The organism is Brevundimonas sp. SORGH_AS_0993 (assembly GCF_030818545.1).
Taxonomy (GTDB): Bacteria; Pseudomonadota; Alphaproteobacteria; order Caulobacterales; family Caulobacteraceae; genus Brevundimonas.
Genome location: NZ_JAUTAH010000001.1, coordinates 2,140,967 through 2,165,395 on the forward strand (window position 1 = coordinate 2,140,967; position 24,429 = coordinate 2,165,395).

The 24,429-nt window shown below is 69.0% G+C and carries 22 protein-coding genes and 1 pseudogene; 17 read left to right on the forward strand and 6 right to left on the reverse strand.

Features of this window, described 5'->3' with window-relative positions; all coding sequences use genetic code 11:
- The first annotated feature begins 129 nt into the window (after positions 1-129).
- Genes QE389_RS10585 through dnaQ form a run of 5 tightly spaced genes read left to right on the forward strand, consistent with a single transcriptional unit; the run spans position 130 to position 3,845 of the window.
- The gene (locus QE389_RS10585) at positions 130-990 is read left to right on the forward strand and encodes a pyruvate, water dikinase regulatory protein (protein ID WP_307367068.1); all 861 of its coding nucleotides are present in this window, start codon (positions 130-132) and stop codon (positions 988-990) included.
- Positions 987-1,604, forward strand: coding sequence for a nucleoside triphosphate pyrophosphatase (locus tag QE389_RS10590; RefSeq protein ID WP_307367070.1), 618 nt, complete (start codon positions 987-989; stop codon positions 1,602-1,604). The genes QE389_RS10585 and QE389_RS10590 overlap by 4 nt, the downstream gene beginning before the upstream one ends.
- The gene (locus QE389_RS10595) at positions 1,601-2,434 is read left to right on the forward strand and encodes a shikimate dehydrogenase (protein ID WP_307367072.1); all 834 of its coding nucleotides are present in this window, start codon (positions 1,601-1,603) and stop codon (positions 2,432-2,434) included. Before QE389_RS10590 ends, QE389_RS10595 begins: the two co-directional genes overlap by 4 nt.
- Positions 2,431-3,060, forward strand: a complete 630-nt coding sequence (gene coaE / locus QE389_RS10600; protein ID WP_307367074.1) for a dephospho-CoA kinase — start codon at positions 2,431-2,433, stop codon at positions 3,058-3,060. The genes QE389_RS10595 and coaE overlap by 4 nt, the downstream gene beginning before the upstream one ends.
- A 50-nt stretch (positions 3,061-3,110) precedes the next feature.
- Positions 3,111-3,845, forward strand: a complete 735-nt coding sequence (gene dnaQ / locus QE389_RS10605) for a DNA polymerase III subunit epsilon (protein ID WP_307367076.1) — start codon at positions 3,111-3,113, stop codon at positions 3,843-3,845.
- Between the two features lie 55 nt (positions 3,846-3,900).
- Here the strand turns inward: dnaQ and secB are convergent, their stop codons facing one another.
- On the reverse strand, positions 3,901-4,425 hold the full coding sequence (secB, locus tag QE389_RS10610) for a protein-export chaperone SecB (protein WP_307367078.1): 525 nt from the start codon (positions 4,423-4,425) through the stop codon (positions 3,901-3,903).
- Positions 4,426-4,617: 192 nt separating this feature from the next.
- Here secB and timA point away from each other — a divergent pair, with 192 nt between their 5' ends.
- Together timA and QE389_RS10620 are read left to right on the forward strand one after the other, a co-directional pair.
- On the forward strand, positions 4,618-5,241 hold the full coding sequence (gene timA / locus QE389_RS10615) for a TIM44-related membrane protein TimA (protein WP_307369043.1): 624 nt from the start codon (positions 4,618-4,620) through the stop codon (positions 5,239-5,241).
- Positions 5,241-6,410 carry an MltA domain-containing protein gene (locus tag QE389_RS10620; RefSeq protein ID WP_307367080.1) on the forward strand — a complete coding sequence of 390 codons (1,170 nt, stop codon included), beginning with the start codon at positions 5,241-5,243 and terminating at the stop codon, positions 6,408-6,410. Before timA ends, QE389_RS10620 begins: the two co-directional genes overlap by 1 nt.
- 15 nt (positions 6,411-6,425) lie before the next feature.
- Here QE389_RS10620 and QE389_RS10625 read toward each other — a convergent pair whose 3' ends face one another.
- Complete coding sequence (locus QE389_RS10625) at positions 6,426-6,893, reverse strand: universal stress protein (RefSeq protein ID WP_307367082.1); 468 nt, start codon at positions 6,891-6,893, stop codon at positions 6,426-6,428.
- 129 nt (positions 6,894-7,022) lie between these two features.
- On the reverse strand, positions 7,023-11,873 hold the full coding sequence (locus tag QE389_RS10630) for an NAD-glutamate dehydrogenase (RefSeq protein ID WP_307367084.1): 4,851 nt from the start codon (positions 11,871-11,873) through the stop codon (positions 7,023-7,025).
- Between the two features lie 461 nt (positions 11,874-12,334).
- On the opposite strand from QE389_RS10630, the gene QE389_RS10635 reads away from it, so the two are divergent.
- The gene (locus QE389_RS10635) at positions 12,335-13,258 is read left to right on the forward strand and encodes a hypothetical protein (RefSeq protein WP_307367086.1); all 924 of its coding nucleotides are present in this window, start codon (positions 12,335-12,337) and stop codon (positions 13,256-13,258) included.
- A 7-nt stretch (positions 13,259-13,265) separates the two neighbouring features.
- Here the strand turns inward: QE389_RS10635 and QE389_RS10640 are convergent, their stop codons facing one another.
- Both QE389_RS10640 and secA read right to left on the reverse strand, forming a co-directional pair.
- The gene (locus tag QE389_RS10640; RefSeq protein ID WP_307367088.1) at positions 13,266-14,429 is read right to left on the reverse strand and encodes an aminotransferase class V-fold PLP-dependent enzyme; all 1,164 of its coding nucleotides are present in this window, start codon (positions 14,427-14,429) and stop codon (positions 13,266-13,268) included.
- A gap of 62 nt (positions 14,430-14,491) precedes the next feature.
- The gene (gene secA, locus QE389_RS10645; RefSeq protein ID WP_307367090.1) at positions 14,492-17,341 is read right to left on the reverse strand and encodes a preprotein translocase subunit SecA; all 2,850 of its coding nucleotides are present in this window, start codon (positions 17,339-17,341) and stop codon (positions 14,492-14,494) included.
- Positions 17,342-17,588: 247 nt separating this feature from the next.
- Here secA and QE389_RS10650 point away from each other — a divergent pair, with 247 nt between their 5' ends.
- The 4 genes and pseudogenes from QE389_RS10650 to QE389_RS10665 all read left to right on the forward strand — a co-directional run bounded on the left by QE389_RS10650 (position 17,589) and on the right by QE389_RS10665 (position 20,495).
- On the forward strand, positions 17,589-18,485 hold the full coding sequence (locus QE389_RS10650) for a peptidylprolyl isomerase (protein WP_373458349.1): 897 nt from the start codon (positions 17,589-17,591) through the stop codon (positions 18,483-18,485).
- Position 18,486: 1 nt separating this feature from the next.
- Positions 18,487-19,864: pseudogene (gene argJ / locus QE389_RS10655) on the forward strand (bifunctional glutamate N-acetyltransferase/amino-acid acetyltransferase ArgJ).
- 11 nt (positions 19,865-19,875) lie between these two features.
- Positions 19,876-20,274 carry a (deoxy)nucleoside triphosphate pyrophosphohydrolase gene (locus tag QE389_RS10660; RefSeq protein WP_307369049.1) on the forward strand — a complete coding sequence of 133 codons (399 nt, stop codon included), beginning with the start codon at positions 19,876-19,878 and terminating at the stop codon, positions 20,272-20,274.
- 26 nt (positions 20,275-20,300) lie between these two features.
- Entirely contained in the window at positions 20,301-20,495 is a 195-nt protein-coding gene (locus tag QE389_RS10665; protein WP_307367092.1) for a Flp family type IVb pilin, read from the forward strand.
- On the opposite strand, the gene QE389_RS10670 is transcribed toward QE389_RS10665, so the two are convergent.
- Positions 20,492-21,430: a methyltransferase domain-containing protein gene (locus QE389_RS10670; protein WP_307367094.1), complete on the reverse strand. Its 939-nt coding sequence runs from the start codon at positions 21,428-21,430 to the stop codon at positions 20,492-20,494. The two genes, QE389_RS10665 and QE389_RS10670, sit on opposite strands and share 4 nt — an antisense overlap.
- Here QE389_RS10670 and QE389_RS10675 point away from each other — a divergent pair.
- Genes QE389_RS10675 through QE389_RS10695 form a run of 5 tightly spaced genes read left to right on the forward strand, consistent with a single transcriptional unit; the run spans position 21,429 to position 24,303 of the window.
- Positions 21,429-22,235: a ComF family protein gene (locus QE389_RS10675; RefSeq protein WP_307367096.1), complete on the forward strand. Its 807-nt coding sequence runs from the start codon at positions 21,429-21,431 to the stop codon at positions 22,233-22,235. The two genes, QE389_RS10670 and QE389_RS10675, sit on opposite strands and share 2 nt — an antisense overlap.
- Before the next feature lie 27 nt (positions 22,236-22,262).
- A complete protein-coding gene (gene grxC / locus QE389_RS10680; protein ID WP_307367098.1) occupies positions 22,263-22,520 on the forward strand; it encodes a glutaredoxin 3 in 258 nt (85 codons plus the stop codon).
- 6 nt (positions 22,521-22,526) lie between these two features.
- Positions 22,527-23,375 (forward strand): carbon-nitrogen hydrolase family protein, encoded by an 849-nt coding sequence (locus tag QE389_RS10685; protein ID WP_307367100.1) that lies wholly within the window; start codon positions 22,527-22,529, stop codon positions 23,373-23,375.
- Positions 23,372-23,806, forward strand: a complete 435-nt coding sequence (locus QE389_RS10690) for a DUF1178 family protein (protein WP_307367102.1) — start codon at positions 23,372-23,374, stop codon at positions 23,804-23,806. The genes QE389_RS10685 and QE389_RS10690 overlap by 4 nt, the downstream gene beginning before the upstream one ends.
- Entirely contained in the window at positions 23,806-24,303 is a 498-nt protein-coding gene (locus tag QE389_RS10695; RefSeq protein WP_307367104.1) for a GNAT family N-acetyltransferase, read from the forward strand. Before QE389_RS10690 ends, QE389_RS10695 begins: the two co-directional genes overlap by 1 nt.
- Positions 24,304-24,429 lie beyond the last annotated feature (126 nt).

Here is a 24,429-nt window from a genome sequence, read left to right on the forward strand (position 1 = left end):
GCGGCGGCGTCGCCCATCGTCATCCCCGCTCGCCCCCCGTCGGATCAGCGGCTATGGAGAACGGCGCCCCGGCCTTGCCGGATCGCCCCCACCCTTTCCACAGGGACCGGAACCGTCCGGACTGTTCGAATGAGCCCTGCCCGACCGCTTCGCCTGGCGACCTATTTCCATGTGCATCTGGTGTCGGACTCGACCGGCGAGACGTTGAACGCCATGGCCAAGGCCGTCACGGCCCGGTTCGACGGCGTCATTCCCATCGAACACATCTACGCCCTGGTCCGCTCGACCAAACAGATGGAGCGGGTGCTGGAGGAGGTGGCCTCGGCGCCGGGCGTGGTGCTGCACACCCTGGTGGACCGGGATCTGCGCGAACAGCTGGAAGAGGGCTGTCGACGGCTGGACATGCCGCAGATCGGGGCGCTGGACCCGCTGGTCGGGGCCATGTCGCGCTATCTGGGGGCGGCTCTGTCGTCGCGCGTCGGCGCCCAGCACGCTCTGGACCACGACTATTTCAACCGGATCGCGGCCCTGGACTTCGCCATGGCCTATGACGACGGCCAAGGCACGCTGGAACAGCTGGAAGGCGCCGACGTCGTGCTGTGCGGGGTCAGCCGCACCTCCAAGACCCCGACCTGCATCTATCTGGCGCACCGAGGCATCCGGGCGGCCAATGTGCCCCTGGTGCCGGGCCAGGAGGACGGCGAGCGCCTGACCCAGTTGAAGAACCCGCTGGTGATCGGCCTGACCGTCTCGCCCGACCGGCTGGTCCAGATTCGCCGCAACCGGATCGAGACCCTGAACGCCAACCAGGGCTCCAGCTACACCGATCAGGACGCCGTGCGCGAAGAGACGATCAAGGCGCGCCGAGCCTTCGAACGGCGGGGCTGGCCGACCATCGACGTGACTCGCCGCTCGGTCGAGGAGACGGCGGCCGCCATCACCAACCTGCTCAGCGAGCACAGAAACCAGAAGATCGGGACGACGTGGTGAGCGAGATCGCTTTGGGGGCTGGACCCGGCGCCCTGATCCTGGCGTCCAAGAGCGCCGCGCGTCGGGCCATGCTGGAGAACGCCTGCGTGCCTTTCGCGGTGCGCGTGGCCGGGGTGGACGAGGCGGCGATCAAGGCGGAGTCGGGCGATCTGGACGCCGCGGCCCTGGCGGTGCGTCTAGCCGAGGCCAAGGCTGTGGCCGTGTCGCGCGACGACGAGACGGCCTGGGTCCTGGGATCGGATCAGACCTTGGCCTTCGAGAACCGCCTGATCTCCAAGGCGCCGACACTGGAGACGGCGCGCGAGCGGCTGAGGGCGATGCGCGGCAAGACGCACCATCTGCATTCCGGCGCGGCCTTGGCGACCAAGGGCCAGGTGGTCTGGTCCGGCGTCGATACGGTGCGGATGCGGATGCGCGACTTTTCCGACGCCTTTCTGGACGCTTATCTTGAAGCCGAGGGCGAGGCCCTGCTGGCCTGCGTCGGGTCCTATCGGCTGGAAGGGATGGGATCTCAGCTGTTCGAGGCGGTGGACGGAGACTATTTCACTGTTCTGGGTCTGCCCTTGTGGCCCGTCCTGGCGGAACTGCGCCGCACAGGAGTTCTGACGGCATGATCGGACATCGCATCTCCGGGGCGGCGGTCGTCGCCGGTATCGCCGGCCAGCCGGTCGCCCATTCGCTGAGCCCGATCATCCACAACGCCTGGCTGGCGGCGGGCGGGATCGACGGCGTCTATGCCCCCTTTGCGCCGCGGAACGCGGCGGGGTTCCAGACCCTGGTGGCGGCCGGCCGCGCAGGTCTGGTGCAGGGACTGAACGTCACCGCTCCGTTCAAGGAACAGGCGTTCGCCCTGGCCGACGACGCGACGGCGGCGGCGCGGCTGACGGCCTCGGCCAACATTCTGACGTTCGAGGACGGACGGGTGCGGGCCGACAGTTCCGACGGTATCGGCCTGATGCGCGGCCTGAAGGAACAGGCGCCGGAACTGGCGCTGAACGGACGGGCGGTGATCATGCTGGGCGCCGGCGGCGCGGCGCGGGCCGCGGCGGGCGCCCTGGTCGAGGCCGGCGCAGAGGTGCGGATCGTCAACCGCTCGCTGGAACGGGCCGAGGCTCTGGCCGCCGACCTGGGGCCGTCGGTGCGGGTCATGCCGGCCAGCGCGGCGTTCGACGGCGCGGCCCTGATCATCAACGCGCTGAGTGTCCAGCCTGATGTGGATTTCGACCGGATCGCGCCCGGAACGGTCGTGATGGACATGACCTACAAGCCTTTGTGGACGCCCTTCCTGATGGCGGCGCGGGCGCGGGGTCTGAAGACGGTGGACGGCCTGTCGATGCTGATCGGCCAGGCGGCGCCCTCGTTCGAGGCCCTGTTCCGTCGCCCGCCGCCGCCGCTGGACCTCAGGACCCTGCTGCTGGCGCATCTGGGCGAGGCGCCGGCGTGATCGTCCTGGGCCTGACCGGCTCCATCGGCATGGGCAAGTCCACGACGACGGCTCTGTTCGCCGATCTGGGCGCCGTGATCTGGAACGCCGACGCCGCCGTGCATCGGCTGTACGCCCCCGGCGGGGCGGCGGTCGCCCCGGTGGGCCAGGCCTTTCCGGGCGTGGTGGTGGACGGGGCGGTGGACCGCACACGCCTGGCCCAGGTCCTGGGCCGCGACGAAACCGCCTTTCGCCGGCTGGAGAACATCGTCCATCCGCTGGTCGCCCAGGGACGGCGGGCCGATCTGGAGGCGGCGCGGCGGGCCGGGGTGCGTCTGGCGGTGCTGGACATCCCCCTGCTGTTCGAGACGGGCGGAGACCGGGCGGTGGACGCCGTCGTGGTTGTGACGGCCGAGGCGGCGGTTCAGGCCGAGCGCGTCCTGGCCCGTCCAGGCATGACGCGCGAACGGTTCGAGGCCATTCTGGCGCGCCAGACGCCCGACGCCGAAAAACGCGCGCGGGCCGACTTCATCGTCGACACCGGAAAGGGACTGGAAGCCGCCCGCGCCCAGGTCGAGGCCATTGTGGCCACGGTGCTGGACCCGGACTGGGCGCCGCGCCGATCCAGGCGATCCATCCCCGACTGAAAGGGGCCGGGGGCCTTTCCCGCGACCGCGAACCGCCTCATTAAGAGACTATGGCCCGCGAGATCGTTCTGGATACGGAAACCACCGGCTTCGACCCCAGGACGGGTGATCGGCTGATCGAGGTCGGCTGCATCGAGCTGTTGGACTTGCTGCCGACGGGCCGCACCTTCCACCGCTTCGTGAACCCCGAACGGTCCATCCCCGCCGACGCCATCAAGGTGCACGGCATCACCGATGAGAAGGTGAAGGACGCCCCGAAGTTTCACGAGATCGTCGACGATCTGATGGACTTCGTCGGCGACGCCCAGATGATCGCCCACAACGCGGCGTTCGACCGTAACTTCATCGACTTCGAACTGAACCGCTGCGGCCGCCCGATCACCGGCGAACCGCGTTGGATCGACACGCTGAAGCTGGCGCAGACGCGGTTTCCGGGCATGCCCAACTCGCTGGACGCCCTGTGCAAACGCTACAAGGTGTCGCTGGTCGAGCGGACGCTGCACGGCGCCCTGATCGACGCCCGGCTGCTGGCCGAGGTCTATCTGGAGCTGAGGGGCGGCAAGGAGCGGGTGCTGGACCTGTCGTCGGCCGTGAGCGGACGCGGCCCCGGCGGCCGCATCGAGGTCGCGGCCTATGGCGCCCGCCCGCGTCCCCTGGCCCCGCGCTCGACCGAGGCGGAACAGGCGGCCCACGTCGCCTTCCTGGCTTCGGTTCTGAAGGACCAGTCGCTGTGGCAGGCCCACGGCGTGACCTTTCTGGAGATCCCTGCGACCCAACCCGCATGAAAAAGGCGGCCCCGCCAAGGGCCGCCTCGTTTCGTCATTGTCCTGAACCGCTGGATCAGGCCTGGCCGGTCTCGACCGGTTGCTGGGCGATCTGCTGCTGGCGGGCGATGTAGATGGCCGCGAAGTCGATCGGATCCAGTTGGAACGGGGGATAGAAGCCGCCGTCCGCTGTCGCGCCCGAGATGATCTCGCGGGCGAAGGGGAAGAGGTAGCGCGGGCACTCGATCAGCAGCATGGGCTCGATGTCCTGCTCCTGCACATTGGCCAGCTGGAACAGGCCGCCATAGACCAGTTCGACGTGGAAGACCGGCTGGTTCTCGTGCGTGGCCTTGATCGACAGCTTCAGGTCCAGTTCGAACAGGCCGTCGGGGCGACCCTGGGCGGCCATCTCCACGCCCAGGTCGATGGCGGGCTTGCCGTCGATGCGCAGGGATTCCGGCGCGCGCGGATTCTCGAACGAGAAATCGCGCACATATTGGGCCAGGATGCGGAAGCCGGGTCCGGCGGGTTGGCCCTGAAGTTGGCCCTGTTGCGGTTGGTCGCCGTTCGGCGTTTCGGCGGGCGGTGCAGCGTCGGTCATGAAAGGCAGTCTTCGGATCAGGGCCGGTCCGGCCGGGAATGAGGGGCCGCGACTACCATGCCGGGACGCTTCGCCGCAACGTCGGCCGCTTTCAGGGGGCGCGCCGCGCCTTGCTTCGCCCTATATGAGCCCCTAATCCTCCAGGGCGCGCCAGCGCGCGCCCGTCGCCGCTACAGGAATGTCGTCTTGAATCTGCCGGTCCAGTTCCAGATCGTCGTCTTCGCCGTAATCGCGGCCTTCGTCTTGTTCCAACTGTACAATGTGCTGGGCAAGAAGGTCGGCCGTCAGCCCCAGGAAGACGCCAAGACCCCCCTGCCCGCCCCGACCGCGCCCGAGGCCGCCAAGTCCCAGTCGGCCGTGGACGCCGCCACCCAGGCGGCCGTCGCCGGCCTGAAGGCGCGCGACCCCGCCTTCGATCCCGTCCGTTTCGTCGAGGGCGCGCGCCAGGCGTATGAGATCATCGTGCGCGGTTACGCCGCCGGCGACCGCGCCGCGCTGAAGCCCCTGTTGACGCCGGCCGTCATGGCCTCGTTCGAAGCCGGCATCGCGGCGCGCGAGGCGCGCGGCGAGACCGAGACGGTGGAGTTCCTGTTTCCGCCCCGCGCCGACCTGGAAGCGGCGACCGCAGAGGGGGACAAGGCCGTGGCCAAGATCCGCTTCCTGGCCGAACTGCGCAGCCAGGTCGCCAAGGCTTCGGGCGAGGGCGATCCTGTGATCGAGGAGCGCCGCACGGCCGAACACTGGACCTTCGAACGCGCCCTGGGCGCGGCGGACCCGAACTGGGTCCTGGCGCGCGTCGAACCGGCCAGCGCCTGATGGCGTCCTCGGCCGGAGGGCCGCCGGGGCTGGGACGGGCTTCGGTCCTGCCGGCCTTGACCCTGACAGCCTCGATTCTGGCAGCCTCGATTTTGGCGGCCTGTTCGACCGGGCCGATGACGCCGACGACCACGGCGGCAACCGGACAGATCGGTGGGCCGGTCCCTTATACGCCGCCACCGTCGCCCCTGCCGGAACCGGCGCCGGTCCGGCCGGGCGATGCGGTCAGCCCGGCGGTCCTGCCCGGCTGGAACGACGAGGATCATCTGGCGGCCTTCCGCGCCTATGTGGACGGCTGCGGCGCGGCGCGCGAGACGGTCGCCCGCGCCGTCTGCAGCCGGGCCAAGGCCCTGGCGACGACAACGACCGTCACTCCGTCCGACGCCCGCGCCTTCTTCGAAGCGGGTTTCAGCGCCCAGCCGGTAGCGACGGCCGATGGTCGACCGGGCATGCTGACCGCCTATTTCGCGCCGGAGTATCCGGCCCGACGCGCGCCCGACGCCGAATTCTCGGCTCCCGTCCTGCCCAAGCCTGCCGATCCGCGCGGTGCAGGCGACCGGGCGGCCATCGAGGCGCGCGCCCGGCCCGACCAGGCCCTGGCCTGGATGCGTCCGGAAGACCTGTTCTTCATGCAGATCCAGGGCTCCGGCTATCTGACGTTCGAGGACGGGACGCGCGGTCGCGCCGCCTACGCCGCTGACAACGGCAAGCCCTTCGTGGGCGTCGCCCGCCCCATGGCGCGCCAGGGCCTGTTGCCGGAGAACGGCACATCGGGCGACGCGATCCGGGGTTGGCTGGCCTCGCATCGGGGGCCGGAGGCCCAGGCGGTGATGGCGTTGAACCCCCGCTACATCTTTTTCCGGCTTGACCCGGACGACAGCGGCCATCCGCCCGGCGCGGCGGGCCTGCCGCTGACCGAGCGGCGCGCCGTGGCGGTCGATCCGTCCCGCTGGCGCTATGGCGACCTGGTCTGGCTGGAGGCGGATGGGGGCGATCTGCGCGGGGCGACCGCCAGCTATCGCGGCCTGGCCATGGCTTTGGACACCGGCTCGGCCATTCGCGGCCCGGTGCGGGCCGATCTCTATATGGGGCGCGGAGACCGGGCCGGCGCCGAGGCGGGCACGGTTCGCCATCCGCTGCGGATGTGGCGCCTGGTCCCGAAGGGTTGAGGCCCAAATCGGTCTCTAGGCCAGGTCCTCGATCTCCTCCTCGGTCAGTTCGCCCGGCACGATCGTGACCGGCAGCTTGCGTCCGCCGATCTGGGCGCCCTGTTTGAGGATGGCCGAAACCAGGGGGCCGGGCCCGCGCGAGCCGGAGCCGGCGGCCAGAACCAGGATCTTGATGTCCGGGTCGGCCGAGACGACCTTCCTGATCGTGTCCTGGGGCTCGCCCTGCTCGATCAGGAAGACGGGGGCGGCGCCGGCGCGCTCCAGCACCTCCTCCCCCAGGCGGTTCAGCAGGGCCTCCGCCTCCTCGCGCTGCTGACGCTCGATCTCCTCGCGCGCGCCAGACCAGTGGGCGTCGCTGTTGGAGGGCAGGACGCGCAGCAGGACGACATGGCCGCCGGTCGAGCGGGCGCGCCGGCAGGCGAAGCGCAGCGCCGCCTCGAACTCGGGGCTGTCGTCGACGACGATCAGGAATTTTCTCGGCATGACGACCTCCCCTGCCCGCCTATGGGACGACGAAGAGGCCGTGCGGCGCGGACTTCGTCAAGCGGTCCCGTCGCCCGGCCCGACGGCATGGCCCGAGCGTCTGGCCGGACAGGACGACGGGCAGGCCGGTCAGAGCGCCGCCGTCGCCAGGTCGCGGATGGTGGCGTTGGCGATGGTCAGCTTGGCGAAGGTCCAGCCCGAGCCGGACTGTTCGATCTCGTCCACCGAGGCGCGGACGCCCTCCACCACCGCCTGTTTGGAGCCGATCCAGGCGTCGACGGCGGCCTCGGCCGCATCTTCGCTGACGCCGACGGACGGGTCCGACGCCTTGGCCACCGCCCGCGTCAGGGTCGCCTGCTCGTTCATCAGGTCCTCGATCAGACGACGCACCGCCAGACGGTCGAAATGGTCCGCCGAGGGGATGGAGCCGGCGGCGGCGCGCAGGCGGTCGAAATCGAAGGCGGCTCCGACCTGGTGATACAGGCGCGCCATGGCCGCGACTGGCCAGCCGGCCTCCTGGGCCAGGTCGCCGATGTCCGCGACGGCGACCAGCGGCCGCATGATCGAGATGGAGCGGGCCAGGTCCTCGGGCGCGCCCATGTCGGCGAAACGACGCACGCGGTCCTCCAGACGACCCTGTTCGAAGCGCGACAGCACGTCCTGGCCTTCGGTCTGAAGCGCGTCGGCGGCAGGGCGATACTGGTCGATCAGGGCCTGGACCGTCATGCCCTTCTTGGCGCGGCGGGCCAGCCAGAAGGTCTGGCGACGCAGGACGACGGCGATCTCCTGATACAGGGCGATCTGGGCCTCGGCCGAGATTTTCAGGTCCAGAGCCGAGACGACATCCCAGGCCTCGTCCAGGCGGAAGGCCCGCCGCGCGGCCTCGAAGGCGATGATCAGGGCGGTGGTGTCGCATTCCGCCGAGCCGCGCAGGCGGTCGGGGAAGGTCGGGCCGCACATGTTGACCACTTCGTTCGACAGGACGGTGGCGATGATCTCGCGCCGCAGCCGGTGGCTCTTCATCTCGGGCTCGAACCGCGCCAGGGCGTCCGGGAAGTAGCGGACCAGAATCTGCTCGAAGAACGGATCCTCGGGCGCACTGGAAGCCACGATGTCGTCCGACAGCTCCAGCTTGCCATAGGCCGTCAGCACGGCCAATTCGGGCCGGGCCAGCGGGATGCTGGCCGCCATCATCTCCTTGATCCGCAGACTGCTGGGCAGGCCCTCGACCTTGCGGTCCAGTTTGCCGCGCGCCGACAGGGTCTGCATGAACCGTTCCTGGGCGTCCAGGGCGGCTGCGCCTTCGGCCTGCTGCAGCGACAAGGCCAGGGTCTGGTCGTAGTTGTGGGCCAGGACCTTCAGACCCACTTCGTCGGTCATGGAGGCCAGAAGCGCCGCGCGCTCCTCCACCGGCAGGACGCCGTTGGTCACGGCCGAACCGACCAGGATCTTGATGTTGACTTCGTGGTCGGAGGTGTCCACGCCGGCCGAGTTGTCGATGGCGTCGGTATTGATGCGTCCGCCGTTCTGGGCGAACACGATCCGGCCGGCCTGGGTGAACCCCAGGTTCGCGCCCTCGCCCACCACCTGGACCCGCAGTTCGTCGCCGTTGATGCGCAGGGCGTCGGTGCCCTTGTCCCCGACCTGGGCGTCGGTTTCGGCGGGCGACTTCACATAGGTGCCGATGCCGCCGAGATAGAGCAGCTCGACCGGCGCCTTCAGTATGGCGCGGATCAGGCTGACCGGGTCCAGCACGTCCTCGGCGATATCCAGCGCCGCCTTGATCTGGGGCGTCAGCTGGATCGACTTGGCCGCGCGCGAGAAGACGCCGCCGCCTTCCGAGATCAGGGCCTTGTCATAGTCCTGCCAGGACGAGCGCGGCAGGTCGAACAGGCGTTTGCGCTCGATCCAGCCGGTCTCGTGGTCCGGGTTCGGATCGATGAAGATGTCGCGGTGGTCGAAGGCGGCGACCAGGCGCGTGGCCTTGGACAGAAGGGCCCCGTTGCCGAAGACGTCACCGGACATGTCGCCGACGCCGACCATGGTGAAGGGCTGGGTCTGGATGTCCTTGCCGATCTCGCGGAAGTGACGCTTGACCGCCTCCCAGGCGCCGCGGGCGGTAATGCCCATGCCCTTGTGGTCGTAGCCGACAGACCCGCCGGACGCGAAGGCGTCGCCCAGCCAGAAACCGTAGGCGGCCGACACGCCGTTGGCGATGTCGGAGAACGTCGCCGTGCCCTTGTCGGCGGCGACGACCAGATAAGGGTCGTCCTGCTCCCAGGCGACCACATGGGCCGGCCGCACCACCGACCCGTCGGCGGCGATGTTGTCGGTGATGTCCAGCAGGCCGGACAGGAAGGTGCGGTAGGCGCGGATGGCCTCGGCCTGAACCGCCTCGCGGTCGGTCGTGCGGGGCAGCTGTTTGGGATAGAAGCCGCCCTTGGAGCCGACGGGCACGATGACGGCGTTCTTCACTTGCTGGGCCTTGACCAGACCCAGGACCTCGGTGCGGAAGTCGTCGCGGCGGTCGGACCAGCGCAGGCCGCCGCGCGCGACAGGCCCGAAACGCAGGTGCACGCCCTCGACATGCGGCGCCCAGACGAAGATTTCGCGGTAGGGCTTGGGCAGGGGCAGGTCTTCCAGCTCGCGCGAGGCGATCTTGATCGAAATATGCGGCTTGGGCTGGCCGTCCGCATCGACCTGGAAATAATTGGTGCGCTTGATCGCTCCGATCAGGGCCGCGATCCGCCGCAGCGCCCGGTCGTGATCCAGGCTCTTCACGTCCTGAAGCAGGGCCGTGATCCTGGCGTCCAGCTCGACCACCTGCGCCTCACGGGCCGCGACATCGCCGTCGGCCTCGTCGAACTTGGCCCTGAACAGCGACAACAGGGCGCGCGACACGTCGGGATATTCGCGCAGGGCTTCTTCCTGCACCGCCTGGGACGGATCGAGGCCGGTCTGCTGGCGATAGCGGGCCAGCGTGCGGATCAGGGCGGCCTCGCGCCATTCCACGCCCAGTTCGATGACCAGGCGGTTGAAGCCGTCGCTTTCGGTCCGGCCATTCCAGACGGCGGCGAAGGCGCGCTCGAACGGCGCCTTGACGTCGGCGAAGATCAGGTCGCCGCCGCGTGGATCCTCCATCAGGAACTCGTGGACGTGGATTTCCTCATCGCCCGCCGGACGGATCGGATAGCCGTATTCCTCAAGCGTCTTCAGACCCATGTCGGCCATGATCGGCAGGACGTCCGACAGGGGGACGGCCGGGCCGCGCCGATACATCTTGAAGCGGAATTGCAGGGGGCTGTCGTCGTCGCGGCGGAAGGCGCGCACGGCGACAGGCTCGCCCATCCCGATGCGGCCGTCGGCGTTCAGCCGATCCATTTCGCGCAGGTCCACAGCCGCCTCGTCGGCGTCGTAGCGGTCGCGGTAGGCGGCGCCGAAGGCGCGGGCCCAGCGGGCGCTGAGCGGCCCTACCTCGACATCGTCGATGTCGGCGCGGCGCAGGGCGGATTCGAACCGATCGACCCAGCCGCGGCCGGCCTCGGCCACGTCCTGCTCCAGCTGGACCGGATCGGGGATCGGATGGTTCCCGGGCTCGACGCCGATGATGTAATGGACGCGGACCAGGGGCGCGTCGGACAGTTGCGGATACCAGGCCGAGATGCGGCCGCCCCAGGCGCGGGCCACGATCTGGCCGATGCGCTCGCGCACCGCCGCGTCGAACCGTTCGCGCGGGATGAAGCACAGGACCGAGACGAAGCGGTCGAACGGGTCCTGACGCGAGAACAGGCGGATGCGCGGCCGATCATAGAGGTGCAGGATGCCCAGAGCGATGGACAGCAGCTCGTCCTCGCGGATCTGGAACAGCTCGTCGCGCGGATAATTCTCCAGAATGTTCTTCAGCCGCTTTTCGTTGTGGCTGCCGGGGGCCTTGTCGGCGCGGGTAAGGGCGTTGGCGACCTTGCGCCGGACCAGTGGCACTTCGCTGGCCGACTTGTCGTAGGCGTCGGAGGTGAACAGGCCGACGAAGCGGGTCTCGCCCGTCGCCTTGCCGTCCGGGCCATAGCGTTTGACCCCGACGTAATCCATGTAGGCGCGGCGATGCACGCGCGAGCGGGAGTTGGCCTTGGCCACCGTCACCGGCTCGGACAGGTCCAGTTGCCGGCGCATCTGGCGGGTCAGGACGGCGGGTTCGGATGCGCGACGCAGCACCGTGCGCTCCGGATCGGCCAGGATGCCCAGGCCCGCGCCGGACTGGCTGAGGGCGGCCTCGGCCTCGTAGTCGCCGTCGGCGGCGCGGGGATAGTCGTAGTCGCGCGCGCCCAGGAAGACGAAATGGTCGCCCTTCAGCCACTTCAGGAAGGCGATATTCTCGGCCAGGACGGCCGGATCGACCGGCGGGGGGGTCTCTTCCAGACGTTTCACAGCCTGGCGCATCAGGCCGTTCATGGCGTCGTGATCGGCCACCGCGGCGTGGACGTCGGCCAGGGTCTGGGCCAGGCCCTCGCCCAGGACGTCGCGGCGCTCCTGCGGCACGGCGTCGATCACCAGCATGATGACCGACAGGCGGCGGTCGTTGATCTCGACCAGGGGGTGGAACAGGGCGCGGACCGAAACCCCGGCCTCGGCCAGCACGCCCATGACGCTGTCGACCAGGAAGGGGGCGTCGGCCTGGACGATGCGGATCAGGTCATAGTCCAGCGCCTGGCCGTTGGCGCCGGTCAGGGCTCCGACGGTGATCTGGGGCGGCGAGCCGGTCGGATAGGTCCTGGCGGCCTCCCACGAGGCGGCCAGCAGGGCGGCCAGATCCTCGCCGCCCAGTTCGGGCGTTTCGTCGGCGGAGTAGTCCTCGTGCGCCTGGGCCAGGAAGTCCCGTTCCGCAGCGCCCGGACCCGACCCTGCGATCCGGGCGAAGGCCGCCTCAAGCGCGGCCTTGGTGATCGGCTGAACTGGAACGGGGCTCGGATCGAGGGCGGTCATGGACAAGCAGTCTCGGGCGACGCGGCGGGGCCGCTAAAGGATGCGGCGCGACGCAGCGCCACTCCCGTTGACTAGGCCAGGTCCGGTCGCTCGGGAAGCCCCTGCGGGCTGATCGTTGTCATGAACAGCGATCACCTTGGAATTATTGTGCAGCGCCGCAAAAAGAGAAAGCCGCCGGACTGGGGGAAGTCCGGCGGCCTGCGCGAGCCGACTTGGGGAGGGGAGGGCGTCGGCTTCGCTGTCGTCACGGGTTGGAGGGGGGAGAAACCCGTGCCGTCCGACCCAAGATGGGATGCGCCCTTCGCGGTTCAAGGCCCTTGCCGCAGCCTTTGTCGAGGACAAGACGCCGCAGGCGCGCGCAGGTCGGAAGCAGGCTGGAAAAGGCCGCCGCTTCGGGAGACAAGAGCGTGGGCGCGCGGGTTCGATCCAAGGCCGTCCGGTGAAGTCGGAGTGCCCCAGCGTTGCGTCGCTTTTTCTTCTGGTCCGTGCTGTCGGCTCTGATGGGCGTGGTCCTGGCGGGCGTCGGGTTCGGCGCCTTCTGGATGCTGCATGCGCGGTTCGAGCCCGTCGTCCTGCCGACCGCGAACGCCGAGGGGGTGCAGCGTCTTCTGGACGAAGCGTCCTGGGTGTCGGACGGCGCCGGAGGACCGCCGGTCTATGTGGTCGGCTGGCGCGACAGCGAAGCGGTGGAACGCTTCATGCGCGACGAAGCGCCGCGCCTGCGCGCCCTCGGTGTGGAGACCCGGCTGATCCTGTTCGCGCGACCCGACCAGGACGGAACGCCCCGCTCCACCGCGACCGAAAGGGCCACCGTCGCCGAACTGTGGCTGAGCCGTGACTGGAGCCTGTATCGCCGCTGGGCCGAGACGCCGGCGCGCAGTTGGACGGCGGCGGGCCTGCCGAGCGCCGATCAAGACCTGTCCCGCGCCGCCATGGTCGAGGCCGGGCGGCGGTTCGACGCGGACCTGACCGCCAAGCTGCGGCCGGCCGGGGTCGTGATCCGCTATCCGCTGATCCTCTGGCGGGACCGGAACGGGACCCTGACCGCCTGCGGCTGTTCCGACAGCCGGACGTGGGCCCGGATCGAAAACGATCTGGAGACGGCCGCAACGCCGAGACCCGAGGCCAGGTCCGCGCCAGGTCGGCAGGAACGGGATGTCGCCGCCCCCGTGCGCCCGTCTCTGGCCTATCCGGAGCTGCCGCCGCCTGCCGCAAGGCCGATCCCCACGCCCGGCGCAGCTGCGCCTGCGTCCCCGACGGCCCAGCCTCAGGCGCCGGCTGCGGAGCGTCCGCGCAACCCGCCGACGGGCGCCCGACCGCCAGCGGCCAAGACGCCGCGCCCGGCGCCCCTGCCCCGGCGCGAGGAGGACACGACCTTCTTCTGAAGCGGGATCAGAGGGTGCGGCAGGCGTCGATCAGACGCGCCACGTCCTCCTCGTCCTGATAGAGGCCGAAGCCGAAGCGGATCACGTCGTCGCGCACGTCGGAGACGACGCCCGCCGCCAGCAGCTTGGCGCGCCAGTCCGGCGCCTGGGGGTGACGCAAGGCTAGGAAGCGCGCGCGAGGACGGTCGCCCTCGACAGGATTGAGGATGTCGGCCTGGGACAGAACTCCGGCCCGATCTTCTTCGATGGCCGCCTGGAATTGCGTCGCCAGACCGCGCGCGTGGTCGGCGCCGTCGGCGGTGGTCAGGCCCTGATCCTGCAGCATGCGGCGCACGGCGTTGAAGCGATACAGGGCCGAACAGTCGAAGGTCGCGCCCCAGAAACGGCCGCCGTCCCGCCGATACGGAACCCCGCCGGGCGGCCCTTCCAGATCGCCGAACTCGGCGAACCAGCCGGTGACGACGGGGCGGGGGCCGAACCCGTCCGGCGCATGCAGGAAACAGGCGCCCTCGCCCGCCATGGCGTATTTGTAGCCGCCCGCGACATAGAAGACCCGATCCGCCACCGCCGACAGGTCGGTCGGGACGGCCATGAAGCCGTGATAGCCGTCCAGCGTGATCCATGGCCCCTCGGGGCGCGCCAGGGCGGCGAGGTCCTCGATCCGGTCGAACAGTCCGCCGGTTCGGAAAAAGACCTGGCTGACCAGGATCCAGTCGTGCCCGCCCCCCTGCGCCGCCTGGACGAAACGATCGGGAAAGGTGCCGAACGGCGCCAGGGGCACGCGCGTGACGACCGCCAGACCGGCCTCTTCCCAGCGCTGGGCCTGGCGGCGGAAGGAATGGAACTCGCCGTCCGTGGCCAGGATGCGCACCGGCCGCTTCGGTTCGAAGGCGGAGAAGATTCGCAGCAGGAAGTCGTGGGTGTTGGAGGAGAACACCAGCCCGTCCGTCGTCGGCAGACCCAGTTCGGCCGCCACATGGGTCCGAGCCTCGGGGATCACCCGGCCGAAGACCAGGTCCCACTTCTGATCGGCATGGGCGTTAGCGTCCAGCCAAGCCTGCTGCTGCGCCTCGAAACTGACGTCGGGCCACAGATGGTGGCTGTGGGCCGCGAAATGCAGCCTGCCAGGCGCCGCCGACAGGGCGCGGGAGAAGAGGGATTTATGGGTCATCCCTCATCTTTAGGACATCTTATCTCGCGCTCAAGCCGCACGGCGCCGCCTGACGGCGCGCCTTAAATGAGCGCGCCGTGGCAGTGCTTGAACTTGCGACCCGAGCCGCAGGGGCAGGGGGCGTTGCGGCCGGTCGTCTCCCAGCCGGGCGGCAGGGCCTGGACCGGCAGCTTGGAACGGTCGTCGCCGATCAGCGCGCCTTCCGGGTTCTGGGCGGCCGGGTTGGCCATCTCGTTCTCGCCCGTGCCGGGGTTCAGGTGGATTTCCTGGAACTCGGGCATTTCGGGCGGCGGCTGGAAGCGGAACTCCACCGTCATCAGCCAGCGGGTGACGTTGTGGCGCAGGTCGTGCAGCAGGCCCTCGAACAGGTTGAAGGCTTCGGTCTTGTACTCCTGAAGCGGATCGCGCTGCCCATAGCCGCGCAGGCCGATGACGCCGCGCAGGTGGTCCAGGTGGACCAGATGCTCGCGCCACTGCATGTCGATCATCTGCAGCAGGAACTGCTTTTCCAGACCGCGCGTCTGTTCGGCGCCGATCATCTCCAGACGTTCGGCGGCGCGGGCGTCGGCGGCGGCCAGCAGCCGCTCCTCGATCTCCTCGTTCGAGACGCCTTCCTCGGCGGCCCAGTCATGCAGCGGCAGCTCCAGACCCAGGGTGGAGCGGACCCTTTCGTCCAGGCCGTCGATGTCCCACTGTTCGGCATAGGCCTTGGGCGGCATATAGCGTTCGACCAGGTCCGAAACGACGTCGCGGCGGAAGTCGCCGACCAGTTCGGACAGATCGTCGGAGTCCATGAACTCCTGGCGCTGTTCGAACACGGCCTTGCGCTGATCGTTCACGACGTCGTCGTATTTCAGCAGGTTCTTGCGGATGTCGTAGTTGCGGGTCTCGACGCGCTTCTGGGCGGTCTCGATGGCGCGGTTCAGCCAGGGGTGGGTGATGGCCTCGCCCTCCGCGACGCCGAAGGTCTTCATGATCGAGTCCAGACGATCACCGGCGAAGATGCGCAGCAGGTCGTCCTCGCAGGACAGATAGAATTTCGATACGCCGGGGTCGCCCTGACGGCCGGTCCGGCCGCGCAGCTGGTTGTCGATACGACGGCTCTCGTGGCGTTCGGTGCCCAGGACGAACAGACCGCCGGCAGCCAGGGCCTGTTCCTTCAGAACGGCGATCTCGGCCTTGAACTCGGCCTCCTTGGCCGCTTCCATTTCCGGCGTGACCTCGACGGCCATGTTGCGCTGGTCCAGCAGCCACTTCTGCATCTTCATTTCGAGGTTGCCCCCGAGTTGGATGTCGGTGCCGCGGCCGGCCATGTTGGTGGCGATGGTCACGGCGCCCGGCAGGCCGGCGTCGGCGACGATATAGGCTTCCTGTTCGTGCTGGCGGGCGTTCAGGACGCTGTGCGGGATGCCGCGTAGCTTGGTCTCATAGGTGATGTCGTAGGCGGCGTCGCCGATCTTTTCGGCTTCCTTGGTCTTGCCGACGTACTCGGGCTTCAGGGCGCGCGAGACCTCGACCTTGTACTCGTAGCGGTTCAGCAGGTCCGACAGCTGTTCCGAGCGTTCGATCGACACCGTGCCGACCAGGATGGGCTGACCCGCCAGGTGGCATTCGGCGATCTGGCGCGCGATGGCCTGGTTCTTCTCGGCGTGAGTGCGATAGACCTCGTCGTCGTAGTCCTTGCGCTGGATCGGCCGGTTCGTCGGCACCTCCAGGACGTCCATCTTGTAGATGTCGAGGAATTCCTGCGCCTCGGTCGCGGCCGTGCCGGTCATGCCGGACAGTTTTTCGTAGAGGCGGAAATAGTTCTGGATCGTGACCGAGGCCAGGGTCTGGTTCTCGGGCTGGATCTTGACGTCTTCCTTGGCCTCGATGGCCTGGTGCAGACCTTCGGACAGGCGGCGGCCGGTCATCATGCGGCCGGTGAATTCGTCGATCAGGACGATCTCGCCGCCCTTGATGATATAGTCCTTGTCGCGCTGATACAGGGTATTGGCGCGCAGGGCCTGGTTGGAGTGGTGGACCAGGGTGATGTTGGCCGCGTCGTAAAGGCCCGTGGTGTCTTCGGCGAAGTGGCCGCCCTTCTCCAGCGCCTCTTCCAGACGCTCCGACCCCAGTTCGGTCAGCAGGACCTGCTTCTGCTTTTCGTCGAGTTCGAAGGTGTCCTTGTCCTTGATCAGCTCTTTGATCAGGGCGTCCAGCACCTTGTAGAGGTCCGAACGGTCCTCGGTCGGGCCCGAGATGATCAGGGGCGTGCGCGCCTCGTCGATCAGGATGGAGTCGACCTCGTCGACGATGGCGAAGTTGTGCGGGCGCTGCACCATCTCGCGCCGGTCATAGACCAGATTGTCGCGCAGATAGTCGAAGCCGAATTCGTTGTTGGTGCCGTAGGTGACGTCGGCAGCGTAGGCGGCCTGACGCTGGCCCTGGGACAGGCCGTTGACGATGACCCCGACCTCCATGCCCAGGAAGCGATAGACCCGGCCCATGGTCTCGGCGTCGCGCCGGGCCAGATAGTCGTTGACGGTGATGACGTGGACGCCCTTGCCCGCCAGGGCGTTCAGATAGACCGGAGCCACGGCGACCAGGGTTTTGCCCTCGCCAGTCCGCATCTCGGCGATGCCGCCCTGATGCAGGATCATGCCGCCGGCCAACTGCACGTCGTACTGACGCTGGCCCAGGACGCGCTTGGACGCCTCGCGCACCACGGCGAAGGCCTCGGGCAGCAACTTGTCCAGAGTTTCGCCGGTCGCCAGGCGGTCGCGGAACGTGTCCGTCATCATGCGCAGCTCGTCGTCGGACAGGGCCGCGAACTGGGGCTCCAGCGCATTGATGCGCTGGGCCTGGTCCTGGAAGGCCTTGACCTTGCGATCGTTGGAAGAGCCGAAAAGTTTCTTGGCGAAGCCGAGCATGGCAGATCCGGTATGGGTCGAGCGTCGTTTCGAACGGCTCAGAAATCCCGAGAGGGGCGGCGAGTCTTTTGACGCCGCGAGAGAGGCCCTGAGCGGCGCCGGCCCCGTGCACGCCGCAACGGGCGCGCGCGAAGGGCCGCGCAGACGATCAAAACCCCTCGACTTGGGCGCAGGCGGGACTTAAGCACCGGCCTAACCCCTGTCAACGCGAGGGGCTTTCGGCCGCCTTCGACGGAGCGACCCCTTGATCCCCTTCCGGCGACCTTTCGGCGTACTGGCGACGGCCCTGATGGTCGCTAGCCTGACCGTCGCCGGGTGCGCGCAAGGCGGCGACGATCGTGCGCCTGAGGCCGGCGACAAGGCGGTCGCCAAGGTGCAGGACGCCACGATCTGGGCTTCGGACGTGCGCCGCGAAGCGGTGGCCCAGGGGCTGATCGGCGAGAACGAACCGCTGGATACGACCTCCGAGCTGTTCCGCCGGGTGCTGGACGAGGTCATCGACCAGAAGCTCTTGGCGCGCGAGGCCGAACGGCGAAGGCTGGATTCCTCACCCCTGGCCCAGCGCCGGCTGGAGGCCACGCGCGAACGCATCCTGGGGGACATGCTGGTCGAGAGCGTCGTCGATGGGGCGGTGTCCGACCAGGCGGTCCAGACGCTTTATAATGAGCAGCTTCGTCTGGCGAAGACGTCGGAAGAGATTCGCGTCCGCCTGATTCTGAGCCGCACCAAGGCCGAGGCCGACGCCGTGTTGGGCATTCTGCGTCAGGGCGCGACCTTTGAGGCGGTGGCCACCGAACGCTCCATCGACGAGGCGACCCGGTTCTCGGGCGGCGACCTGGGCTATTCGACCCTGGACGTCATGCCGCAAAGCTACGCCGCCGCCCTGCGCGACAGGCCGGCGGGGTCCATCGTCGGGCCGTTCCAGACCGAAGGCGGCTGGGCCGTTCTGAGGGTCGAGGACCGGCGCAAGGAGACCCCGCCCACCCTGGAGCAGGCGCGGCCGCAGATCGTGCGCTACCTGACCTATGACGGGGTGCGCCGCCTCTTGGAGCAGTTGCGCGGCAAGGCCAAGGTGGATGTCCTGCTGCCTGCCTCGCCCGCCGCTTCCACCCCATCGTCTTCCGCTCCCGTTCCGGCCGCCTGACATGACCAAGACCCCCTCCACCACCGGCCAGAAGATCGAACACGCGCTTGAAAAGGCGCTGGACCCTTTGGCGACGGCCCTGAAGCGCGCGACCCGCCCATCGGGATCGGAGACCGTCGCGCCGCCGCCGGCCGGAAAGCCGGGCCTGGCCGTCTCGCCCCTGGCGACGCCGTTTCCAGCCATTCCGCCCATCGGCGGGGTGGAGATGGCGACGGCGCGGGCGGGCTTCTACAGGCACGAGCGCGACGACCTGGTTGTGTTCCGCTTTGCGCGCGGGACCAGCTGCGCCGGCGTCTTCACCCGTCACAAGATCGGCTCGGCCCCTGTGGACTGGTGCAAGAAGCAGTTGGCCGCCGGCGAGGGCAAGGACGTGAGGGCCCTGGTGATCAACGCCGGCTGCGCCAACGCCTTCACCGGCAAGGCCGGGGCAGACGCCGCCCGACGCACGGCCACCGAGGTGGCCAAACGCTTCGGCTGTCGTCAGCGTGACGTCATGCTGGCCTCGACCGGGGTGATCGGGGTCGTTCTGGACGAAAAGAAGATCCTTGCCAAATTTGCCCGAGGTCGAACACGGCCTGGACGCCGACGCCTGGGCCAAGGCCGGTCGCGGCATCATGACGACCGACACCTTCCCCAAGGGCGCCTACGCCGAGGCCGAGATCGAGGGCTACAAGGTCCGCATCGCCGGCATCGCCAAGGGCTCGGGCATGATCGCCCCGGACATGGCGACCATGCTGGCCTTCATCGTCACCGACGCCGACATCCATCCCAGCGTGCTGCGCGCCCTTCTGGGCCTTCACGTCCGCACCACTTTTAATTCGGTGACGGTGGACGGCGACACCTCCACCAACGACACCTGCCTGCTGTTCGCCACCGGCGCTTCGGGCGCGCCACGCATCGGTCGGGTCGGGGACCGGCGGCTGAAGAGCTTCTCGGCCGCTCTGGACAGGGTGATGCTGGACCTGGCGCACCAGCTGGTCCGCGACGGCGAAGGCGCGACCAAGTTCGTCAAGGTGACGGTGGACGGCGCCGCCAGTCCCGCCTCGGCCCGCAAGCTGGCCAAGTCCATCGCCGACAGCCCCCTGGTCAAAACCGCCATCGCCGGTCAGGACGCCAACTGGGGCCGGGTGGTCATGGCAGTCGGCAAGACCGAGGAGCCGGTCGATCGCGACCGTCTGGCGATCAGGTTCGGCCCCCACCAGGCCGCCATCGACGGCGCCCCGGCCCCGACCTATGACGAGGCCAAGATGACGGCCTATATGAAGAACCCCGAGATCGACATCACCGTCGACGTGGGCGCCGGCCGGGCCTCGGCCACGGTTTGGACCTGCGACCTGACCAAGGGCTACATCGAGATCAACGGCGATTATCGCTCGTGACCGACGCGCCCCTGCCCACCGTCCTGGTCGTCGCCGTCGCCCTCATCGACGTGGATGGCCGCGTGCTGATCGCCAAACGGCCCGAGGGCAAGAAACTGGCCGGCCTGTGGGAGTTCCCAGGCGGCAAGGTCGAGCCCGGCGAACGGCCCGAACAGGCCCTGATCCGCGAGCTGAAGGAAGAACTGGGCATCGACGTGAAGGAAAGCTGCCTGGCGCCCTTCGTCTTCGCCAGCCACGCTTACGATTCCTTTCACCTCTTGATGCCACTGTATCTGTGCCGGCGCTGGGACGGCGTGGTCGCGGCGCGCGAACACGACGCCCTGGCCTGGGTGAAGCCGAACAACTTGTCGGACTATCCCATGCCGCCGGCCGACGAACCCCTGGTCGCCTGGCTGCGCGACCTGCTCTGACCACCGCCGACCAAGGGAGGCCGGCCATGCGACGTTTTATCGGCCGGTTCCTGCGCGACGAGACCGGCGCGACCGCCATCGAGTACGGGCTGATCTGCGCCCTGATCTTCCTGGCGATCGTGGGTTCGATCACCGCGCTCGGCAATTCCAGCACGGGCGGCTTCGCCAGGACGGTTCAGAGGTTGGGCGACGCCATGCAGGCCGCGATCAACGCCAACTAATCGGCTTCCTCGCCGGTTCTTTCCTTCACGCCCAGGGCGTCGGCCAGGCGCATCTTGGCCGATCCGCGCGGCAGGGGCTTCTGCTGGCTTTCGTGAGGCTTCCAGCCGGCGACATGGATGATCTCGAACGTCGCGGGGATGCGGCCGTCGGCGTCGCCGTGCCGACGGGCGTAGAGATCGGCCGCCCGGGCGACGATGGATCGGGTCAGGGGGCGGATGGGGCCGCTGAGCACATTGGTTTCGCCCATGGCGCGCAGGTCGCGGATCAGGGCGAACAGATCGGTGTAACGGACGGTGAACCGATCCACGTCAGAGACCGGCAGGGCGAAACCGGCGCGCTGCAGCAGGGCCGCCCCGTCGTGACCGTCGGCGAACGGGGAGATCCGCGCCTGGGCTCCGCCGCGTTCGGCCAGTTCGGCCTCGGTCAGGACGGCGCGCAACTCCTTCAGCGTGCCCGCGCCGAACAGGGCGCCGATGAACAGTCCGTCCGGCTTCAGGGCCTGAAGAATCTGGGCCAGGGCGCCGGGCAGGTCGTTGGCCCAGTGCAATGACAGCAAGGATACGATCAGGTCGGCGCCGTCCGCCTCCAGCGGCAGGGGCGCAGACCCCGGCGCGGCGCGCTGATCCACGCCCAAGGGCGCCACGACAGGTCCGACCCGCCCGGTGGCGTCGCTGGTGCGCACGACCGTCTCGAACACGTCAGGGTGTGCGGATGTATCGACCGTGACGGGAAAATCGCGCAGGATGGCTTCCAGGCTCTCGGCCGCGTTCTGGGCGGCTCGGACATGCAGGAAGTCGGCCTGATCGAACCGCGAGGCCGACCGGCTCAGACGCGCGGCGCGGCGGGCGGCGTCGAAGATCAGCGGCGGGCCGTCGGCCTTTTGCAGCGACTGGGGCGATGACGGAGGCGGCGACTGGAGCGAGGCGGGGGACATGGCAGGGCAGAATGGGGTCTGGCGGCGGGCCTGGGAAGGGGCGGGCCGGGGTTTGCGCGACGGATCTCGACTGTGGGCGCGGGGAATGGCGGATCTGATCCTGCCGCCGATGGCCCACGACAGCCGCGAGGCGACGGCCGCCGCCGGCCTGACGCCCGACGCCTGGAGCCGCATCCGGTTTCTGGAGGCGCCGGTCTGCGACGGCTGCGGCGCGGCGTTCGAGATGGACGGGGGCGAGTTCGCCGACAGCCGTTGCGCGGCCTGCCTGGCCCGGCCCTACGCCTTTCAGAGGGCGCGGGCGGCCTGCCTCTATGACGAGCATTCGCGCGGTCTGATCCTGCGGTTCAAACACGGCGATCAGCAGCAATTCGCCTCCCTGTTCGCCCGCTGGATCGGCCGTGCGGCCGCCGAGTTGATCATCGAGGCCGATGTGATCGCGCCCGTGCCCCTGCACCCGTTCCGCCTGTTGTCGCGCCGGTTCAACCAGGCGGCCGAGATCGCTCGGCCCTTGGCTCGTGCGGCTGGCCTCGACTATGCGCCCGACGCCCTGATCCGGATCAGCCATACCGCCAGCCAGGGCGGGCGCAGTCGGCGCGGACGGCGGCTGAACGTCAAGGCCGCCTTCACCGTGACCGAGGCGGGGCGGCGTCGCATCAAGGGACGGCGGGTGCTGCTGATCGATGACGTTCTGACCACCGGGGCCACAAGCGAGGCCTGCGCGCGGGCCCTGATCGCCGCCGGAGCACGCGCCGTGGACCTGGCGGTGGTGGCGAGGGTGCGAAACGCGCGCGAGATCGTTATGTAGGCTCCAACCACAATCTGGAGATCCGCCTTGGCCGACGTCGTCATCTACACCAAGCCCGGCTGCCCCTACTGCTTCAGCGCGATGAGTCTGCTGAAGACAAAGGGCGTCGATTATGTCGAGATCGTCGCGTCCAACGATCCCGAGAAGAAGGCCGAGATGGTCGAACGCTCGGGTGGACGCATGACCTTCCCGCAGATCTTCATCGACGGCCGCCATGTCGGCGGTTCGGACGACCTCCACGCCCTGGACCGCGACGGCAAGCTCGACCCGCTGCTGGCCGCCTGACGCGCCGTGAGCGAGAGGTTGGACATCGGCCTGATCCAGACCCGCACGCCGGCGACGTCGGCGGGCGGGCTGGCCCATGTGTCGCCCTTGATCCGGGAGGCGGCGTCCGGCGGCGCGCGCTTCATCCTGACGCCCGAGGGAACCAATCTCCTGGAGCAGCGCCGCGCCCTGCGCGAGGCGGCGCTGGCGGACGAGGCGGCGGATGTCGCCGTTACGGGCCTGCGAGCGCTGGCGTCCGAACTGGGCGTCTGGCTGCTGATCGGCTCGGCCCTGGTGCGTTTCGGGCAGACCGACAAAGGGCGAGCCGCCAACCGCTCGCTGCTGATCGACCCGGCCGGGGCCGTCGTCGCCCGCTATGACAAGCTGCACGTCTTCGACGTCGATCTGCCGAACGGGGAGACCTATCGTGAAAGCGCGTCGGTCAGGCCCGGCGACCGGGCGGTGATGGCTCCGACGCCCTGGGGCGGGCTGGGTCTGACCGTCTGCTACGACATCCGTTTTCCGCACCTGTATCGTCAGCTGGCAAAGGCGGGGGCGACGATGATCGCGGTTCCCGCCGCCTTCACCGCCCCGACCGGAGAGGCGCACTGGGAGACCCTGCTGCGCGCCCGGGCCATAGAGACCGGCGCCTTCGTCCTGGCCCCGGCCCAGGGCGGAACCCACGAGGACGGTCGCCGGACCTGGGGCCGGTCCACCGTGGTGGGGCCGTGGGGGGAGATCGTCGCCAAGACGGATCACGACGACCCCTGCGTGCTGCGGGCGAGCCTGGACCTTACGGCCGTGCCCCGCGCCCGCGCCGCCGTGCCCGCCCTGACCCACGACCGCGATTTTCGACCTGTTTCGGACCCCTCATGATCCGCTACGCTCTGAAATGCGACCAGGATCATGGTTTCGATGCCTGGTTCGGCTCTTCCGCCGACTATGACGACCAGGCTGCGCGCGGCCTGGTCGAATGCCCCTTCTGCGGCTCGCGCGCCGTGGACAAGGCCGTGATGGCGCCGGCGGTCAGCGGAACGCGCAAGGCCGAGCCGACGCCTGACGTGGCGGCTCGGATGCAGACCATGATGATGGAGGCGGCCCGCGAGGTGCGCGCCCATGTCGAGGCCAATTTCGACTATGTCGGCGACACCTTCGCCCGCGAGGCCCGCGACATTCACGAGGGTCGGTCCGAAAAGCGGGAAATCTACGGCGAGGCGACGCCGGCCGAGGTCAGGAAGCTGAAGGATGACGGCGTGCCGGTCGCCCCCCTGCCGGCCGCCCCGCCCGATCCCGGAAAGGTTCACTGATGACTTCGAGCTGGCGGCCGATGCGGCCCGACGACATCGCGGCGGTGGTCGATGTGGCGCGCCTGTCGTTTCCCGATCATTTTGAGGACCGCGCCTGTTTCGAGAACCGGCTGGCGCTATATCCGCGCGGCTGTTTCGTTCTGGCCGAGGGCGACGGGCCGGCGCGCGGCTATCTGATCGCCTATCCGTGGAAGGCTGGCGGCGCGCCCCCGCTGAACACGGTGATCGAGGGCCTGCCGGCCGAGCCGGACCTGATCTATCTGCACGACCTGGCCCTGCACCCCGAGGCGCGGGGCGGCGGCGTGACCGGCGCCGTCGTGGAGCGTCTGGCCGACCAGGCGGCCGAGGACGGCTGGGCCGCCGTGGCCCTCGTGGCGGTCAACGACGCCGCCGACTTCTGGCGGCGTCATGGCTTTCAGGATCGAAGCTCCGCCGCCCTGGCCGAGAAGCTGGCCAGCTACGGGTCCGACGCTCGCTACATGGTGCGCCCGCTCTAAGACAGGGCTTGCGGGTTGCGGGCCTCGAAAACGCCCGCTCTGGCGTTTCGGCGCTCTTGCCTGTAAGAGGCGCGCGAAACTCTCTCCCCCCAATGCCTGCATTCCTTGCAGCGGCGCGGATTCTCC